Origin of the sequence: Vibrio sp. B1-2 (genome assembly GCF_963888445.1) — a bacterium.
In the GTDB taxonomy this organism is placed as follows: Bacteria; Pseudomonadota; Gammaproteobacteria; order Enterobacterales; family Vibrionaceae; genus Vibrio; species Vibrio anguillarum.
On the sequence record NZ_CAWPJH010000011.1, the window covers coordinates 1 to 18067 of the forward strand.

At 43.0% G+C, this 18067-nt stretch carries 15 protein-coding genes, 1 tRNA gene and 1 pseudogene; 9 read left to right on the plus strand and 8 right to left on the minus strand.

The features are described from left to right. Window positions 1-209: 209 nt before the first annotated feature. Window positions 210-791 (minus strand): UPF0149 family protein, encoded by a 582-nt coding sequence (locus AACQ75_RS05070; RefSeq protein WP_170888323.1) that lies wholly within the window; start codon window positions 789-791, stop codon window positions 210-212. Between the two features lie 161 nt (window positions 792-952). On the opposite strand from AACQ75_RS05070, the gene AACQ75_RS05075 reads away from it, so the two are divergent. The 6 genes and pseudogenes from AACQ75_RS05075 (at window position 953) to AACQ75_RS05100 (ending at window position 8046) form a co-directional block, all read left to right on the plus strand. Beyond that, on the plus strand, window positions 953-3376 hold the full coding sequence (locus AACQ75_RS05075) for a hybrid sensor histidine kinase/response regulator (RefSeq protein ID WP_212754992.1): 2424 nt from the start codon (window positions 953-955) through the stop codon (window positions 3374-3376). A gap of 237 nt (window positions 3377-3613) precedes the next feature. After that, window positions 3614-4063 carry an L-alanine exporter AlaE gene (locus AACQ75_RS05080; RefSeq protein WP_017042265.1) on the plus strand — a complete coding sequence of 150 codons (450 nt, stop codon included), beginning with the start codon at window positions 3614-3616 and terminating at the stop codon, window positions 4061-4063. Between the two features lie 168 nt (window positions 4064-4231). Then, window positions 4232-4319, plus strand: a tRNA-Ser gene (locus AACQ75_RS05085). A 188-nt stretch (window positions 4320-4507) separates the two neighbouring features. Next, entirely contained in the window at window positions 4508-5542 is a 1035-nt protein-coding gene (locus AACQ75_RS05090; RefSeq protein WP_170888325.1) for an ABC transporter substrate-binding protein, read from the plus strand. Further along, a complete protein-coding gene (locus tag AACQ75_RS05095; RefSeq protein ID WP_170888326.1) occupies window positions 5539-6879 on the plus strand; it encodes a GGDEF domain-containing protein in 1341 nt (446 codons plus the stop codon). The genes AACQ75_RS05090 and AACQ75_RS05095 overlap by 4 nt, the downstream gene beginning before the upstream one ends. A gap of 149 nt (window positions 6880-7028) precedes the next feature. Further along, window positions 7029-8046 (plus strand): annotated as a pseudogene (locus AACQ75_RS05100) (aldehyde dehydrogenase family protein). A gap of 11 nt (window positions 8047-8057) precedes the next feature. Here the strand turns inward: AACQ75_RS05100 and AACQ75_RS05105 are convergent. Together AACQ75_RS05105 and AACQ75_RS05110 are read right to left on the minus strand one after the other, a co-directional pair. After that, window positions 8058-8312 (minus strand): DUF1496 domain-containing protein, encoded by a 255-nt coding sequence (locus AACQ75_RS05105; RefSeq protein ID WP_088728935.1) that lies wholly within the window; start codon window positions 8310-8312, stop codon window positions 8058-8060. Window positions 8313-8340: 28 nt separating this feature from the next. Beyond that, window positions 8341-9234 carry a pyridoxal-phosphate dependent enzyme gene (locus AACQ75_RS05110; protein WP_170888327.1) on the minus strand — a complete coding sequence of 298 codons (894 nt, stop codon included), beginning with the start codon at window positions 9232-9234 and terminating at the stop codon, window positions 8341-8343. Between the two features lie 447 nt (window positions 9235-9681). Here AACQ75_RS05110 and AACQ75_RS05115 point away from each other — a divergent pair, with 447 nt between their 5' ends. From AACQ75_RS05115 to fabV, 3 genes are all read left to right on the plus strand, one after another. Further along, window positions 9682-10308 (plus strand): TetR/AcrR family transcriptional regulator, encoded by a 627-nt coding sequence (locus tag AACQ75_RS05115; RefSeq protein ID WP_010319039.1) that lies wholly within the window; start codon window positions 9682-9684, stop codon window positions 10306-10308. A gap of 55 nt (window positions 10309-10363) precedes the next feature. Beyond that, on the plus strand, window positions 10364-12646 hold the full coding sequence (locus AACQ75_RS05120; protein WP_026028135.1) for an acyl-CoA dehydrogenase: 2283 nt from the start codon (window positions 10364-10366) through the stop codon (window positions 12644-12646). Window positions 12647-12823: 177 nt separating this feature from the next. Then, the gene (fabV, locus tag AACQ75_RS05125; RefSeq protein ID WP_047688290.1) at window positions 12824-14026 is read left to right on the plus strand and encodes an enoyl-ACP reductase FabV; all 1203 of its coding nucleotides are present in this window, start codon (window positions 12824-12826) and stop codon (window positions 14024-14026) included. Between the two features lie 121 nt (window positions 14027-14147). Here the strand turns inward: fabV and AACQ75_RS05130 are convergent, their stop codons facing one another. The 5 genes from AACQ75_RS05130 to AACQ75_RS05150 form a co-directional block, all read right to left on the minus strand. Further along, a complete protein-coding gene (locus AACQ75_RS05130; protein ID WP_047688288.1) occupies window positions 14148-14546 on the minus strand; it encodes a 50S ribosomal protein L7ae in 399 nt (132 codons plus the stop codon). A 328-nt stretch (window positions 14547-14874) separates the two neighbouring features. Then, a complete protein-coding gene (locus AACQ75_RS05135) occupies window positions 14875-15057 on the minus strand; it encodes a hypothetical protein (protein WP_010319035.1) in 183 nt (60 codons plus the stop codon). A 172-nt stretch (window positions 15058-15229) separates the two neighbouring features. After that, a complete protein-coding gene (locus AACQ75_RS05140) occupies window positions 15230-16207 on the minus strand; it encodes a J domain-containing protein (RefSeq protein WP_094126975.1) in 978 nt (325 codons plus the stop codon). Between the two features lie 105 nt (window positions 16208-16312). After that, window positions 16313-16996, minus strand: coding sequence for a DUF2786 domain-containing protein (locus tag AACQ75_RS05145; protein WP_017042255.1), 684 nt, complete (start codon window positions 16994-16996; stop codon window positions 16313-16315). Between the two features lie 129 nt (window positions 16997-17125). Beyond that, window positions 17126-17815 (minus strand): DUF3334 family protein, encoded by a 690-nt coding sequence (locus tag AACQ75_RS05150; RefSeq protein WP_026028133.1) that lies wholly within the window; start codon window positions 17813-17815, stop codon window positions 17126-17128. Window positions 17816-18067: the final 252 nt, after the last annotated feature.

The following is an 18067-nucleotide window of genomic DNA, read 5'->3' on the forward strand; positions in this document are numbered from 1 at the left end:
TCATTAATTATGTTTAGAGCTTGAGAAACATCCATAAAAAAATCCAAGTGCATTAAATACACTTGGATTTTGACAGCTCTGAAGGATCGTTCAACCGATCACTTTGGCCTTAACTGATCGGCATTAGCTCTTATTCAGAGCCTTTTTTATCGCAAGCAAATTGATTTGAAATTAACGTTATTCGAAAATAAAACTATTCAAAAACACAGTTATTGCTCTAGTGCCAACTGAGCGCCGCGTTGCGTTAAGCCGCACAACATCACCGGTATGGCCTGATAGATTTCTTCAAACTGGTCGAGTCCTTGCATACCTTGTTGGGAAAGTGTTGCCAAGGACGTCTCCGGATCATAAAGCATACTCAGCGAAAGGAGCACGCCCCCAAGTAGCGCATTGTCTTGGCTATCTTCAGGCATTAACGTTTCCCAATCGTCACGCGTAAGTTGCCAACCTTGAAGAAAACCTTCACAAAAATCACGGACATGTTCAGTCACTATTTCTTGTTCATCGAGTGAGTAACCTGCAGGCCAGCTCCATTGATTTTCGAGCAAAGCAGGGCGATAGTCATTCCACATTTCAACGATCAGTTGGAAATAGGTTTCTAGCTGTTTGCCTTCGCTAAATGGCGCGATCTCTTCTCCTCCCCATAGAAAAGGGAGCCATTCCTCTGGCGGGAGCAAGTTAGGCGCTGACGCCATGGATGCGACAAAACCTTGAGTTTTGGCCTCATTAAGCAATTTATCTTCTAGTTCGGGTTGGGTAAGGAGTTCTTGTAAATTCACAGCAGATCCCATCAGTTGCCGAGTGTATTTGCAGCCATTTTAACGTTAAAGCGATACAATGTGCGAATTTTGCTGATAATTTGTTGGCTTGAGTGAGGTTTTACAACAATCAACATATTGCTCGCTAGGATTGTTCACTATAATTTGCACAAAAGAAAAAATTGAAAGGATTTATGAGAGCACCTATTTCATTGAAGAAGAAGAGCATTATCGCCCTTTCTTTTTATCTTTGCTTTTTTATTGCGATCACAGGCACCGTCACTTATTGGGTTGTCGAAGCGCCACTACGAGCTGAATTAAAACAGAATTTAGATCTTCGTGCAGAAGTGTTATCAGCCCAAATTCGCGAACCTCTCAACCGTTCTATTGGTGTGCTCCAAAGCATTGTGAGCCTTGGGCAAGCTGCAACCAACCAAGCTGAGCAAGACAGAATGCTCTCTTCGCTGTTCACTATACTTGATGATGTTGTCGTCAGTGGTGGGCTATGGCCGAAACCCTACAGTATTAATGCATCTCAGCGATACAGTAGCCTGTTTTATAATCGGGCCGCTGACGGTCAAGTCGACAAATTGCATTCTTGGAACAATCAAGAAGCGCATGGTTACGATAACGAAGAGTGGTACAACGCAGTAAAAGAGAAGCCTGTCGGTAGTGTGGTATGGTCAGAAGTCTATGTTGATGCCTATACGCACGTTCAGATGATCACGGCTTCATCGCCCTATTACGTTAACGGTGAATTTGCTGGAGTAGCAACAGTCGATCTGTCATTGGCGGGGTTAGCCACATTTATTGCCAGTCAAGCGGAGCTTTATAACCTTGGCGTATCCTTAAGTGATTCGGGGGGCTCCCTGATCACTGAACATAATTTTATAATACGTGAAGAAGCTAACGTAAGTCATTTCGGTTTTGGTGATTTTGAATGGCGAGTTGATGTTATTAATGCCCATCGGTTAGTGAATGACGAAGTGTTTGATCTGGTGATGAATGTCGAACGGAGTATCATTCCAATCCTTTTAGTTTGCGTTATGATCGGTTATTACTTGATCAATCAATATGTGATCAAACCGATTACCATCATCGCCAAAAAAGTGAGTGATTCTAAACAGGGCGGTATTATTGATATACCGTATCGAAGCCAAGATGAGATCCGCCAGCTTATCGATTCATTTAACCAAAAAACCGTTTATCTTGAAGCGGAAAAAGTGAAAGCTCAAGCTTCCACTCAAGCCAAAAGTGCCTTCTTAGCAACCCTGTCACACGAAATCAGAACTCCAATGAATGGTGTTTTAGGAACCGCACAAATCTTATTGAAAACAGAGCTTTCCCCAGAACAGAGGCAACACCTTAATAGTCTGTATGAGTCTGGCGAGCACATGATGGTGCTGCTTAACGAAATTCTCGATTTCTCCAAGATTGAACAAGGGCGATTAGAACTTGATAACACCCGTTTCCCCTTGGATTCACTGATTGGTAGTATTAACAGTGTTTACCATACCTTATGCAATGAAAAAGGACTGCAGTTTAGGATTTACAGCGATATTGTTCACGATCGCTGGTATTACTCAGATAAAGCACGATTGAGACAGATTCTGTTTAATTTACTTAATAATGCGGTCAAGTTTACCTCTCACGGCTTTGTCGAAGTGACTCTAAAAGAGCAGCAGATGGAAGATAAACGGTATCTTTCTATTCGGATACGGGATTCGGGGATAGGTATAGCAAAAGAAGCTCAGGAAAAAATATTCCGCCCATTTGAACAAGCTGAATCATCGACGACAAGGCGTTTTGGTGGAACGGGGTTGGGCTTAGCAATTGTAAAACAAATTGTAGAGCTAATGGATGGGACAGTCATGGTAACCAGTGAGTTAGGAATTGGTACCAGTTTTCACGTTATGCTGGCGATAGAAACAACGACGCCCGGGACCATTGAAGTCAAGCCACGTCGCAAGCTTAATTACCAAGGACTGAAAGCTCTCATTGTGGAAGATAACCGGACCAACTCTATCATCATCGAAACCTTTATGAAGAATAAAGGGTTTACATGCGATTGTGTTGAGAATGGTGAATTGGCAATTCAAGCGGCTGTTGGCGGGAATTATGACCTGATATTGATGGATAACCATATGCCCGTAATGGATGGCGTAGAAGCGGTGTCTGCGATTCGGATCTTAGTTGGGGAGCAACGTAATGTGCTCATTTTTGGTTGTACTGCTGATGTTTTCAAAGAAACTCGTGAGCGAATGTTGTCGGCCGGCGCTGATTATATTGTCACCAAACCCATTGATGACAATGAATTAGATGATGCTCTTTTCCAATTTGTCGAAAAACTGTATCAATATCATCCAGAGTCCTCTATGCCGCTAAAGATAGGCTCAGCAGAGGAATCATTGGTGACGTTTTATATGGCCGTAGAAGATCAAAACATAGAACTTGCATTAGCCATGATTCAACGTTTGATACAACAGTTGCCGGAGATTGAAAATACTCATATTCATCAAGTGTTAATCGATACCCAAACAAGCTTAGAAAAACACCAGTTACCTACACAGCAGCAAGTCGATTTGCTAACGGTATTGCTTTCCGATTTTTGTAATTAAATAACCATTTTTAGATTTAGTAAGAATGCGTTGTAACAGGAATTTAAAGAATAGCGTTAGATTCTAGTTTCCGATTCAAAATTGGTTATAAATTTACCTAAGTTAATTAAAATCGGTCACTAAATCTACAAAGTATGTGTTCTAATTCCCTCATTATCTAGCTTGTTGTTATTTTCTAGGTATCTGTATTGCTGGTTGGCATATTTAATAGTTATATCTATTGTGTAGAGGGAAGTAATGAAAGCTCGTGGCCCATTTTGTATTCGTCATGCTGCGGCGGACACATTTGCAATGGTTGTTTTTTGTTTTATATCAGGCATGATCATTGAAATTTTCATCTCTGGAATGACCTTCGAACAGTCGCTAGCATCACGTACACTGTCTATCCCAGTTAATATCGCAATAGCATGGCCTTATGGCGTATTTCGTGACTTTATTCTGCGCCAGGGACGTCAATGGTCTGAGACTGGCTTAATGAAGAATGTCTCGGATTTGGTTGCTTACGTTCTATTTCAATCTCCTGTCTATGCCGCCATTCTATGGGCTGTAGGCGCATCTACAGAGCAGATCATAACCGCAGTATCAAGCAATGCCATTGTGTCGTGTGGAATGGGCGTTCTCTATGGCTATTTTTTAGATATGTGCCGCCGTTGGTTCCGTGTCCCTGGTTATCATCGTAGCGCCTAACCGTGACACTCACTGAAGAAAGGCTTGTATTGAATTTCATCAAATAAGTCAATAAGTAGTCAAACGAACCAAAGTGGTGGGCTTTTTTGTTATTTTGGCTTGACCTAATCCTATAGAATCATTAAATTAGCGCCTCGTTAGCCGAATGCGCTAACCACAATATAATTTGGTGAGTTGTCCGAGTGGCTTAAGGAGCACGCCTGGAAAGTGTGTATACGGCAACGTATCGAGAGTTCGAATCTCTTGCTCACCGCCATATTCTAAACCGTAGACGATCGTCTACGGTTTTTTTGTGCGTAAAATACCATGTTAACTCAAGCTTAACTCACTGTTTAATCTAAACAATCTTAATGCATCCCCTGCTAAAAGTTATTAAATAGCCATTCACTCAAAAATAATTCCAATTCAGAGCTAAACTGTCATATATAAAACTAATTTCACTTATTGGCTATGGTTACGAAAAAGCACAAAGCTCAGACCTTTCATAAAGTTGCAGTGGCTATTGTTGTATTGGTAGTCACTATTGCTATTTTTAATAGGCAACTTGGTCATTTTTATGATGCTAGCCGTGTTGAAGAGCGTAAAGCAGTAAGAATAGCGGTTTCGCAAACGCCACTCTCTTCCTCCTTTATTATTGCCGAAAGTTTGGGTTTTTTTGAACAACAAGGGGTGAATGTCGAACTAGTGCCCTGTTCTGGAGGTGTGGCCTGTTCTCAAGCTTTGTTTAGTGGGGATGTAGACTATGCGACTGCCTCTGAGTCGGTGGTTATGTTTAAGCTTTTCCAGCGTAATGATTTTGCACTATTAACCAGTTTTGTTGAGTCAGATAACGATTTAAAGCTGCTCACGTTAGAGCGATTAGGCATTGTTAACCTGAGTGACTTGGAAGGTAAAAAAGTAGGCATCGTTAAGGCGAGTGCCAGTGAGTTTTACTTTGATTCATTGTTGATTGCCAGTGACCTGAAAGAGATGGCTGTTGAAAAAGTCTATTTACCACCAGAAGCGCTAAATGACTCATTATTCTCCTCACAAGTTGATGCTATTTCTGTTTGGGAACCTTACGGTTATAAAACTGAAACCTCTGCACCATCCGATGTATTGAACCTTGGGCTATCTGGTATTTACCATTTGTCATTTAATTTACTTTCGATGAAAGCAACCGTCGAAGAGGCGCATGACGAGATAGTGGCAATATTACGTGCATTAAAAGAGGCTAATGAATGGATTAACCTCAATTCTGAACAATCAAGAGAGGTGATTGCACAGGCCTTAAATATTCCGTTACCCCAACTCGAGTGGTCTTGGAATGATTATGTATTTCGTTTGTCGCTAGGTAATGCACTTTTATCTAACTTACAGCTTCAAGCAAGATGGGCGATTGAGGCTGGTATGGTTACGGGCGACAAGCCGGATTTTCGGACAGTGCTTGCTTCCAAGCCGATCGAGGAAGTGCTACGTACTAAGGTATCGATAAAATGATCAGTTCGATTGTACGTAAATTGACATTATTGTTCGCATCCACGGCATTTCTAATCCTTTTGATCACTTTTTCTCTGTGGGGCTTACTTAAAGAACAAGAGCAAACAAAAAAAGATCTAGAAGATATTATGCAGATCCAATTGAGTGTGGATTTGTTGCGTAGCCAACTTTGGATTTTCCTGCAGTATTCTGATGTATCAAGTTTAGACCAGGTTGATATTGCTCAGCAAAGCCTCTCCAAGAGACTGCTTAATCATAAGATGATGGGCAAACATATCGAAAACTTACAACGCATGAATACTAGCCTTGCCGTCTTACTGCAACAAGAAAAAAAGCTTACTCATCAAGATGCTGAAGCAAAAAGCAACTCTCTAATCAGCGCGAAAGGGCTGTTACATTCACGTTACAATATGCTTGTGCAAAATATGACTGAAGAGTTGTTTTACTTACAAAAATCAGTCTTAGCAAAAAGCATTGAGAGTCAACAAATGACCTTGATGTTGAGTGCACTGAAAATATTATTTTTTTCAATCTTAGTGAGTGGCATTGCCTGGTTGATTTTGAAACGTTTCAAAAGGGGGTTTGCGTCAATTAAACAAGGTATCCTAGCTTTGACGTATGGTGACCTTGAAAGCAAGATTGAACCAGTTAATCTGGATATTGAATTTGTTGCTTTGGCTGATTTTTTTAACCATATGAAGGTCTCACTAAAAACGACAACCGTGACAAAAGATGAATTACAATTAGAGGTTGAGCGACAAACCTCAGAGTTAAAAATTCAAAAAGATCAGCTTCAGTTTCTATCTGAACATGATTCGTTGACGGGGCTACTTAATCGGCGAACGTTTGAAAAGTTGTTGGATAACGCCATCGTAAAAGCCAACAGGACTAAGGTGAAGTTAGCGTTACTTTTCATTGATTTGGACAATTTCAAAACCATTAACGACACTCAAGGCCACTGCGCGGGAGATGAAATTTTAAAGCAAATCGCGATTCGCTTAGAGGCCAGTATCCGCCAATCTGATTTTGCGGCAAGGCTTGGCGGCGATGAATTTGTAGTGTGCCTCGATCTGATTGATGAGTACGACTTTGTCGCAGAGAAAGTCAAACAAATCATCAAATGCTTAGGGCTGCCCATTGAGTTTGAAGGGCAAAGCCTAACCGTTGGTGTTAGTGTCGGTATCAGCTACTTCCCCTTACAAACCAATAGTATGCACCATTTAATGGCCTTAGCTGATGAGGCGATGTATCAAGCGAAAGAGGTGGTTGGTAACACTTATTGTCAAAACATTGATCCCTTAAGGGGAGTTTTTACAGTGGAAGACGTGGTGAGTTAACGCCATTTTTCTGCATAGGAAGCGGCTGGGTCGAGGCTGATGCATGAGTAGATAGTCGCAATCCCTGAATAATACCGTTTATCAATTGAACCTGACTCAGTTTCCTTTTACCCTGTGCTTCTCCCCTTATTATCGCTAGGAGCATCGTCATGCAGCTTCGTGATCCTCAACTTTTTAAACAACAATGTTATCTCAATGGTCAATGGGTTTGCGCATCCAACTCGCTCACCTCAACCGTTTACAACCCTTATGATGGCACTCTGATTGGAACGATTCCGCAGCTAGATAGTGCGCAAGTTCAACAAGCGATTGAGGGTGCAGAGCTTGCGCAGAAACTGTGGAAAAAACAGCCAGCGGCGGACAAAGCGAGAGTGCTTAGATCTTGGTATGAATTGATTGTTGAACACAGCGATGATCTGGCACTGATTTTAACCAACGAGCAAGGCAAACCTTTAGCGGAAGCGAAAGGTGAGATCAGCTATGCTGCCAGCTTTGTCGAATGGTATGCCGAAGAGGCAAAACGAGCTTATGGTGAGCTTGTCCCGAGTCATAAAGCGGATGCAAGAATACTGGTATCGAAAGAACCTATTGGTGTGGTTGCTGCGATCACGCCTTGGAATTTCCCTGCGGCTATGGTGACTCGTAAATGTGCTCCAGCGATTGCGGCTGGATGCGCAGTGGTACTCAAACCAGCACCAGATACGCCTTTTACTGCTCTTGCTTTGGCGGAATTGGCGCATCGTGCTGGGCTTCTCGCTGGCTTATTGCAAGTGGTGACTGGAGAGGCAATCGCAATCGGGCAGCAATTAACCAGCAGCAAAGTGGTACGCAAACTCTCATTTACTGGCTCAACAGGAGTGGGGAAAATATTAATGGCACAGTGCGCGCACAACATCAAAAAGTTGTCGCTCGAGCTGGGTGGTAATGCTCCTTTTATTGTGTTTGATGATGCCGACATTATACTGCTATACACAGTCACTGGCTCGGGCTTGGCGCTTGAGTGAGGCTCTGGAAGTCGGCATTGTTGGTATTAACGAAGGTTTGATATCAACTACAGTCGCACCGTTTGGCGGCATCAAAGAGTCAGGTCTTGGCCGCGAGGGAGCAAAACAGGGGCTAGACGAATATTTGGAAGTGAAATACACCCTAATGGGAGGCTTAAACTAATCTTCCTCTCACTATTTTTGTTGAGTCAGTAACACCCATCTTAAGGGGCCATTGGTTTCAAAATCATTGGCCTCTTGGCAGATCATATACAGCTCACCGACTTGAATCACTGCACCGATAGAATAAGCTTGGTCCTTATAATAGCAAATACGTTGCAAAGCTTTACCTTCTGTAGCCACCACAACCGGTAGCGAAGCGGTATTGATTACTTTCGTGTAGCCAAAGCTAGGAGCAATCAATAATAACCAAACACAGTACTTCAGCATGGTGTATTTCCTATTTATAGTGAGGTAGTTAATCAAATTGCCGCTGATAGCGGGGCAGCATACTTTCATTGCCCAGTAACCCACCTTGATGAATATAAATCACCGTTTTTTCTGGATGAGCTTCCATCCAAGGTAACAAACATTGCCACATCATAGGATCATACAACAGATCAAATTCCACATGAGTCTGCTCAAGTAGATTTTGCCACATCCGATAATCGGCTTCGTACAATCGTCCAAAGTGATGCTTTTTCTCTGTAGATATAATCGTAGGGTACTGGCGCTCTTCAAGCTCGTCAAATTGTTGGATGAGGTAGTCATTTCCCCCTACACAAGCACAGGTCAGAACCTCAATGCCGTGCGGTTTTAGATATTTTTGCAGGTAGATCGCAGTGGTTCCTGTCCCGGAGGGCAACGCAACGACGAATTGCGTTTTTGTCTCCATTCTTATCCAGTTGAGAATTTCTAGGGCCAACTGCTTAATGCCCGTTTCGGCCATCTTTGAGCGACCGCCTTCCGGTACGACTAAGCATGAAGCATCAGGCTGGCGGATCGTATCAATATACTGCTCGGGGGCCATTATATTGATGGGGCTAACTTCGATGATGTGCGCTCCTAAATCCAGTGCACCCCGATAGTTGCCAATCGGCCTTTGTTGTAACCACGTTGGAATGTGGTCTACATAAAACTCAAATTTCCACCCTTTAATGCGCGCAAGAGCCGCCAGAGAATAGAGAGCATTCGACTGCGCCGAACCATAGCTGATTAAAGTGCTGATGCCGGGGAGATCGCTATCCAATAACGCCATGAACTTACGCGCTTTATTTCCGGAAAAATGGCTGTGAAGTTGATCATCACGTTTTAAATAGAATCGGTTATTGGCAAAAGTATGTTGTGTTATGGGGGTGTCAGACAGTTTCATGATGATTTTCGAGCAGAAAAGGGCCGTAGTATATACTGACCTGAGTAAAAATTGCAGTGTTGGCCGATTTTATCGCTCGTCAGTTACTGCTTTGCCTCTCATGCGGCAAAAAAAAGCCCAGAGCAAAAGGCGCTGGGCGGATACAAATAAACATAGGAGTTAATAAGAAAAAGCAGCATATCGGTAGTTACAGTAAGAAGAAAAATTTGACGGCCTGTAAAATTCTTAATGCTCTGCTAACTACACTTATTGAGACTGAGCATTTCACAATCAGTTCCATCTTAAAGCCATTTTTTTCAATTTATTTTTAAAATATTTATCTTTCATTAGCTTACTTCTATTTTACTCTTCAGCTCTGATCATTTCGTAAAAATGTGATGTTAATTGCTTGTTAATTAATTGTGTCGATAGTATATTTCAAACACCTGTTTGATACGAGTGATTGAAATGGCACCAAGAAGTAGTACCAAAGAAAAAATCCTAGATGTTGCAGAGGGATTGTTTGCTGAACATGGCTTCAACGATACATCGTTACGAGCTATCACCAGCAAAGCTGGAGTAAATCTAGCCTCGGTTAACTACCATTTTGGTGATAAGAAAACGTTAGTGCGTGCAGTGTTGAATCGTTATTTAGAAGCATTTATGCCAGCCGTTCAACAAGCGCTGCAGGAGTTAAACTCCCAAGATGAATATCAAATGTCGGAAGTGTTTGAGTCATTGCGTACACCATTACGTGCGTTGAATGATGTTAGGCCCAACGGTACCAGCCGTTTTATGTTGTTGATTGGTCGCGGCTATACCGATGTGCAAGGTCATTTGCGTTGGTTTATCACCACACGCTACAGCGATGTATTGTCACTGTTTACTCAGTCAGTGATGAAGGCGAACCCAAAACTGACGCCTGAAACTCTATTCTGGCGTTTGCACTTCACGTTAGGCACGTGTGTTTTTACCATGGCGTCGAGCCAAGCATTGGCTGAGATTGCCGAAAGTGATTTTGGCAACCAAGTGGATGCCAAAGCCGTCGTCGACTTACTTATTCCTTATTTAGCCGCCGGCGTTGCGGCTGATTAACCCAATTAAATCTATTATAAGAAGTAACAATCCAAGCGAACAAAAGGATCTGATCATGAGCTCTCTACGAAGAAAATGGATAAGCGACCCCGCCTTTAAACTGTTTAAGCAAGTTTTGCCTCCGTTATCGGAGACAGAAAAAGAGGCGATGGAAGCGGGCAGCGTTTGGTGGGATGGTGAACTGTTTTCAGGTCGTCCAGACTTTACCAAGCTGCATCATTACCCAAAACCAACCTTGTCAGATGAAGAGCAATCTTTCATTGATAATGAGTTGGAAACGCTGCTGTCCATGTTAGATGACCATAAAATCGTGAAAGAAGATCGCGATTTGCCAGCGGAAGTGTGGACGTTTCTGCGTAAAGAGCGTTTCTTCTCTTTGATTATTTCAAAGGCTTACGGTGGTCGTGAATTTTCCGCACTCGCTAACTCCACCATAGTGTCACGGATTGCGACGCGCAGTATCAGTACCGCTGTTACAGTGATGGTGCCAAACTCGCTTGGTCCGGGAGAGCTTCTCTCTCACTACGGTACACAACAACAGAAAGACTACTGGCTTCCTCGCTTAGCTGACGGTACGGATATCCCTTGTTTTGCGCTGACCGGGCCAGAAGCAGGCTCCGATGCTGGCGGCATTCCTGATCAAGGCGTGGTGTGTTACGGCAAGCACGAGGGCAAAGAAGTCCTTGGGATTAAACTCAGTTGGAATAAGCGTTATATCACGCTGGCTCCGGTTGCAACTGTGCTAGGCCTAGCTTTCAAACTCAGTGATCCTGAAAAACTTCTAGGCGATAAGCTCGATATCGGTATTACCTGCGCGTTGATCCCTGCTAATCACAAAGGCGTGGAAATTGGCGAGCGACACGATCCACTCGGCCTTGCGTTTATGAACGGCCCAACGCGTGGTCAAGATGTTTTCATCCCGATGGATTGGCTCATCGGTGGTGCTGACTATGCGGGTAAAGGCTGGCGCATGCTGGTGGAATGTTTGTCGGCAGGGCGTGGTATTTCATTACCCGCACTTGGTACGGCGATTGGTCACTTAACTTCGCGCACGACAGGTGCATACGCTTATGTGCGCAAGCAATTTGGCATGTCGATTGGTAAATTTGAAGGGGTAGCTGAAGCACTGGGCCGTATCGGTGGCTTAACTTATTTGCTTGAAGCGACACGAACCTTAACCACAACCTCGCTCGATTTGAAAGAAAAGCCGGGCATAGTGACTGCCATTGCCAAATATCATATGACAGAAATTGCGCGCACAATTTTAAATGATTCGATGGATATTCACTCTGGTCGAGCGATTCAAGATGGGCCAATGAACTACCTCGGAACACATTATCTCGGTATCCCGGTCGCAATAACGGTTGAAGGGGCCAATATCCTAACTCGCAATTTGATGATCTTTGGCCAAGGTGCCACTCGTTGTCACCCTTATGTTTTGAAAGAGATGGAAGCGGCGGCTAATCCTGATACAGAGCAAGGCGCGAAAGATTTCGATAAGCTGTTGTTTAAGCACATTAGCCACGCGACCAAAAATACCTTTGGGGCACTCGGTGCTGCATTAACGGGTTCGCGCTTTGTCAAAGCGCAGATGAGCGGCCCAACAAAAGCGTATTACCAACAGTTGACGCGCATTAGCCGAGCACTTGCCGTGAGTGCCGATTTCGCTATGTTGACGTTAGGTGGCGATCTTAAACGTAAAGAGATGATCTCAGCGCGTTTAGGTGATGGTTTGAGTTATCTGTACATGGCTTCAGCGACCTTGAAAAAGTATGAAGATGAAGGCCGCCAACAAACCGATTTAGATTACGTGCACTACGCGGTGCAATATTGTTTGTACCACGCGGCTAAATCTTTGCAAGAGGCGTACAGCAACTTCCCCAACAAAGTGGTTGGGCGCTTACTTAAAGTGTTGGTCTTCCCTTTGGGCAACCATTATGACAAACCTAGCGATGAGCTGTCGGTCAAACTGGCGGAAAGCTTAATGACTCCTGGAGCACATCGAGATCGTCTCACTCATCTTTGTTACATTGGGCCAGAGGAAGACGATAGCGTTGGCTTGATGGAAAAAGCGTTTTTGGCGATGTACGGTATCAGTGCACTTGAGCGCAAGTTGTTCCGCGCAGCCAAAGAGGGTAAAATTGCGCGTAAAGGTGCCCTGACTGAGCGATTAGCTCAAGCCTTAAGTGAAAATGTGTTGACTCAAACTGAAGTAGACCAAATTTTGGCCGCAGACAAACTGCGTTATAAAGCGATTCAAGTTGATCACTTTAGCCATGACTTGAGCGAGGTGATGACCAATAAGCCGGGAAAGCCAAAGCTTAATCATGTCGCCTAGTCGCGAATATCGTCACTAAAAGTGTGACCATATATCAGGGCATCCTAGTCGGGTGCCCTGATTTTTTGAGCCACGAGAGATCCAACCACTTGCAATTTCTGCCTGTTTTTAAAGAAATAGGGTGAGATCTTCGAGCGAAACTTTTATCCTAGCGGAGATTTTTGAAGGAAGTTGAATATGATCATCAAACCTAAAATTCGTGGATTTATCTGTACGACAACGCACCCTGTGGGTTGTGAAGCTAATGTAAAAGAACAAATTGCTTACACCAAAGCACAAGGCCCTATCAAAAATGCACCGAAACGTGTACTTGTTGTAGGCTCATCCAGTGGCTACGGCCTTTCGTCTCGTATTACCGCCGCTTTTGGTGGAGGTGCTGCGACTATCGGTGTTTTCTTTGAAAAACCGGGCACGGATAAAAAACCAGGCACCGCCGGTTTTTATAACGCAGCCGCGTTTGACAAGCTTGCTCACGAGGCGGGTTTGTATGCTAAAAGCCTAAATGGTGATGCATTTTCTCACCAAGCAAAACAGAAAGCGATCGAGCTAATCAAACAAGACTTAGGTCAAATTGATATGGTGGTTTACTCGCTTGCTTCACCAGTGCGTAAGTTACCTGAAACTGGCGAACTGATTCGCTCATCATTGAAACCGATTGGCCAAACATACACCGCGACAGCGGTTGATACCAATAAAGACATCATCATTGAAGCCAGTGTTGAACCTGCAACTGAGCAGGAAATTGCAGACACGGTAACGGTTATGGGCGGTCAAGATTGGGAGCTATGGATCCATGCACTTGCTGAAGCTGGCGTATTGGCTCAAGGTTGTAAAACCGTGGCTTATAGCTATATCGGTACTGAGCTAACTTGGCCAATCTATTGGGATGGTGCGCTAGGTAAAGCGAAGATGGATTTAGACCGCGCCTCATCGGCACTGAATGAACAGCTTTCTGTATTAGGCGGTACGGCTAATGTGGCCGTTCTTAAATCGGTTGTTACTCAAGCCAGTTCAGCTATTCCTGTTATGCCTCTTTACATCGCAATGGTGTTTAAGAAAATGCGTGAGCAAGGTGTACATGAAGGATGTATTGAACAGATCTATCGCATGTTTAGCCAACGTCTTTATAAAGAAGACGGTAGTGCGCCGGAAGTAGATGAGCAAAATCGTCTGCGTCTGGATGACTGGGAACTGCGTGAAGATATTCAAAAGCATTGCCGTGAGCTTTGGCCACAGATCACTACTGAAAACCTGAAAGAGCTGACGGATTACGTTGAATACAAAGAAGAATTCTTGAAGTTATTCGGTTTTGGTGTTGATGGCGTTGATTACGAAGCCGATGTCGATACTGAAGTGGCATTCGATGTAATTGATATCTAATCTATTGATGTCACAGTGACACAATAAGATGTTCTAATCTCAAAGGTCTAGCCACAATGCTAGGCCTTTGCTGTTATGGAGGGTAATACAGCATTATTCACCCTCAACAGCATTTTCTCGATCAATGGAACGGTTGCTGTTTCCCTGCAACAAAAAACACATCACAGTGGTGCTCTGCCGCTAATTGCTTGAGTAGGTGTTGGTTGATAGGCTCAATAGTATTTGACGCGATTATCGCACTGGCATTTCCGGAGCGGATAGCTTTAATCACAATCTCTAATTCCGATAACGTTTGAGAGGGTTTCATGTGGATCACTCTGTCGCAATGTATATTGAAAGAAGCAAACTGTTCATACTGTGGTCGAGGACATTCAGAGGTGAATAAGATCCACTGCTGTTGGTGCTGGGATAGCTTAGCAAGCTTTGACATCATGGCTTGTTCAATCGTATTGACTGAGCGATGGGCACTAGCCAAAGGGTACTGAGCTGATAGTTGAGAAGCGAAATTTACTTGAAGCATAACACTGTCCTTTCATACATGCTGTATGTGTGTACAGTATTTGAGTTGTAGATACTGATCAAGTTTTTTTTGCTGAATTTATCAGCATAACCAAGCTTGAATTCGTTAGATTTTGTTTTAATTTATTGATTAATAACTATTTTTAGCAAACAATTAAATTGTTCAAAGATAAAGCGCTGTTGTCTGTTTTGTGATCAATGTAAGTATCCTAGTAACAGTGTCTCGTCACTAATTAGATAAGTTATCATAGTCGCTGAAATGGTTGTGCTTTAAAACAGGCAGTAAAAAAGCGCCGTGTTGGCGCTTTTTCATGTATAGCTATTGATGCCTAATGTGACAGTGACTGTCGATCTCGAAATGCTTGCTCTGCAATATTAAACTGCCTGACATCCATGCGCGCAAACTCATTGCAACTTTCACATGAGTGATGCGATTTCCCATCAATATATTCGTGTTTTATTAATAGCTTTGGTTGTTTACACCAATCGCAAATACCTTCAATCGTAAACATGTTTTCTCCCCACCTAGAAGATTTAGGTGTAATTTTCGCGGCGCATTATCCCATATAAAAGAGAATTAAGTTAACTATTTGTTACTTTAAGTGAGATGGAGATCGATTGCGTTGTCTATCTTTAGCGAGTGTTTTAATCGCGAGCGGTAATATTTTGCATTAAAAGTAACATTTACTTAACGTGAGGCAGGATGATTTTTAACGCACCATTGAGTCGTTTCATTTCTTCTTGTGAGCCTTGAAGATCTGGGTGGTATATTTTGCACAGTTGCTTGTAGCGAAGCTTGATGCTTTTTTCATCGGGAAGTTCACTGGGTTTAAAGCCAAATAATGCGCAGGCTAATAGTAATTTTTGATCCTGAGATTGAGCCACATGATTGTTTTGCAGTCTTTTGATCTCTTTGAATAAGCTTTCAAGCTGCCTTTTTTGCTGTTTGATCATAAAGGCCTGCGATTCGATTTCTTGCTGGTGTTGACTATTTTTATCGTGTTGTTGAGTCTTACGTTTTCGGCTCCAGAAGCGGAAAAGATAGATAAGCATCAAAAGGAGTAACATCAGCAACAACAGAGATAAGTAATCCGTCATGATAGAGCTTGTCGAGTCGTGCTCAACGGGTGCAGTGCTGACCACCATGTCAGCTTCATCGCTGCTGTCAAAAGCGCTGTCTAATTGGCTGATGGAGGAGACTTGTTTTGCACGTTGTTGATTGAATTTTTCTTGCAATACACGGGCATAACCCTCTTCGGCTTGGCTGCTCTTACTTGCCGCAATGCGATACCACATTTCTGACAATTCTAACGCAGAGGGTGGCGAAGGGAGTGTTTCGTAAGTTCTAGCGAGTTGTAATTGAGCATTCACATCGCCGCTAGTGGCTAAGTCTGTCAGCCAAAATAGAGCTTGAGGGATGTCTTTTGGGGTTCCTTGTCCCTTTAAATAGAGATTGGCTAGCCTAGATTTGGCTAAGGGGTGTCCATTCTGCGCCGCTTGCTGAAACCAATAAAACGCATTGTTTAGGTTAACAGCAACTTTGTCCCCTTGCTGATAAGCCAGCGCCAATTGATATTGTGCATTTGAGTTTTGTTGCTGAGCTTGGGCAGTTAGCTCAGCAACAGGAGAAGCCAATACTAATGAGGAGAAAAACAGGCACAAACTAAGGACAACTCTCAAATTTTCACCATGTTTTGTGGGGCTAATTTCTGTTCAAATAGTAGCGCATTTCTATCGAATGCACAGAGCAGAATAGCGTATTAATGGTTATCTAAGACGTTTTGGAGCAGGTGCGCCATCAATCGGTCGGTTTACAGATACTTTACGGCCTTTTTTTAACCCAGTTTCGTAATCCGCGGTAATATTTTTCATAGCATCACGCAGCTGCTGCTTGAAGGTTTCACGGTCAATATTTTGAAACTCTTTATCAATGTAATTATTGATTTTGTTATTGGATTCATCATCGGCGGTGATCACTGGAAGCTTTTCTAATGCCCCTTCAATCCAACCCGAAACGAATGAATTGACGCGCCGTGTGACTTCCATGCTGGAAGTGCCACTACCCGCGAAACTATTTCGAAATTGGCCTGTGTGCTCGTTCATTTCTCGGTAAATGATATCAAAAGCGAAGGCGGCAAAAATAGCGCGATCGGCCTCACCAATAAACTCAACACGTTTGAGTCCTTTATGATTGAGTAGCACCGCTTCTACACCAAACTTAGTATTGATACCGCGGATCACTCGCAGTAGTGATGAGGTGATCGATGCGGGTAGTAAATGGGTTGATTGGGTTTTGCCCATCTTGATAAATTCGATGTCATCTTTATCAAGCCCATACTTCAGCATCAGGCTATGCGCCATCTTGATGGCATTGGCCGCTTCATTCACATTCGCGGAATTACCAAGTTCAAGACATTTAGCGATCTTCTTTAGAGCTTTCTGTTTATCCATTAATTCGCAAATACAATTCTACAACTTCAGAAAAGTCCGACATTTTAGCGGTTTTATGCTGGAAGTGAAAGCGAAGTGGAGAATCGCTGCCCAAAATCAGGCAGCGAGTCGAGAGGAGGTTGGTGGTTTTTAAATACCAAGTTCATCCAATAGGTCTGTTGTCAAATCATCATCACTGTTGTTTTGCTTGTCGTTTTTTGCTTTGGCAGACAGTTTTTGCTGAGTCGCTTCTAAAATTGAATCAGGGCTTTCATCTTCTTGAACTTCAAACTCTTCAAGTTGGATGAATTCGGTTTTATCCATTGCCAGTTCAAGATAGAAAATATTATTACTTTCTGTCGAGAAGGTAACTCGGCGTGCTTGTGGACGATCTAAATTAGTATCCACCGACAAAATTACCTGTTTGTTGAGTGACAGCATCTTCGGTTGGTTTTGGGTAATGTTGGTTTGCAGTTCTTTGCGGATTTTATTTGTGAAGTCGCCTACGAGTTGATTCATCAATTCGCCCAGTACATCGCCCACCTCGTCAGAAGTGTGCAGTACGGCCAGCTCTTCTTCTGGCATTCCCATGTTGCGCATATAACTGGTGTAAATTTCCAGCGCAGCCTTGGCCGTAAAGTTGATAACAACGAGCCCAGAGAAGCCACCATCAAACAAAACGAAACAGCCGAAATCTGGCTTTAGTGACGTTTTGTTGATTTTTTGTACCATCGCTGAGTAAGCAATGTTGGTCGCCGTTGCAGAACTGAGCACTCCTGACACTGATTGACAAAGCTTAAGCAAAATATCTTCAGTGGTAACAATCTTGTTTTTTTTCATTCTGATATCCGTAATGTGCATTGCAGTTTAAAAGCGGTATTTAACTCTCTATATCAATATATAAAGCATAAAGCGTTAATTAACTATATATAGCTAAAATGTTGTGTACAGGAAAAATGTCGTACTGATGACTTTTTAGAGAGATTCATTCTTGCATTGAGATTCTGATTTGATCACCTTTTTAAATGTTGTAAAGTGACGAAATTCAAAGATTAATATCAAAATAACCATTAACCCACAGCTGATTGGATC

Excerpts from the sequence above, each read along its gene's own strand:
- AACQ75_RS05095 (WP_170888326.1), top strand. The coding sequence starts at position 5,539 with ATGATCAGTTCGATTGTACGTAAATTGACATTATTGTTCGCATCCACG.
- AACQ75_RS05070 (WP_170888323.1), bottom strand. The coding sequence starts at position 791 with ATGGGATCTGCTGTGAATTTACAAGAACTCCTTACCCAACCCGAACTA.
- AACQ75_RS05075 (WP_212754992.1), top strand. The coding sequence starts at position 953 with ATGAGAGCACCTATTTCATTGAAGAAGAAGAGCATTATCGCCCTTTCT.
- AACQ75_RS05115 (WP_010319039.1), top strand. The coding sequence starts at position 9,682 with ATGGCACCAAGAAGTAGTACCAAAGAAAAAATCCTAGATGTTGCAGAG.
- AACQ75_RS05110 (WP_170888327.1), bottom strand. The coding sequence starts at position 9,234 with ATGAAACTGTCTGACACCCCCATAACACAACATACTTTTGCCAATAAC.
- AACQ75_RS05145 (WP_017042255.1), bottom strand. The coding sequence starts at position 16,996 with ATGGATAAACAGAAAGCTCTAAAGAAGATCGCTAAATGTCTTGAACTT.
- AACQ75_RS05150 (WP_026028133.1), bottom strand. The coding sequence starts at position 17,815 with ATGAAAAAAAACAAGATTGTTACCACTGAAGATATTTTGCTTAAGCTT.
- fabV (WP_047688290.1), top strand. The coding sequence starts at position 12,824 with ATGATCATCAAACCTAAAATTCGTGGATTTATCTGTACGACAACGCAC.
- AACQ75_RS05080 (WP_017042265.1), top strand. The coding sequence starts at position 3,614 with ATGAAAGCTCGTGGCCCATTTTGTATTCGTCATGCTGCGGCGGACACA.
- AACQ75_RS05130 (WP_047688288.1), bottom strand. The coding sequence starts at position 14,546 with ATGCTTCAAGTAAATTTCGCTTCTCAACTATCAGCTCAGTACCCTTTG.
- AACQ75_RS05105 (WP_088728935.1), bottom strand. The coding sequence starts at position 8,312 with ATGCTGAAGTACTGTGTTTGGTTATTATTGATTGCTCCTAGCTTTGGC.
- AACQ75_RS05120 (WP_026028135.1), top strand. The coding sequence starts at position 10,364 with ATGAGCTCTCTACGAAGAAAATGGATAAGCGACCCCGCCTTTAAACTG.
- AACQ75_RS05135 (WP_010319035.1), bottom strand. The coding sequence starts at position 15,057 with ATGTTTACGATTGAAGGTATTTGCGATTGGTGTAAACAACCAAAGCTA.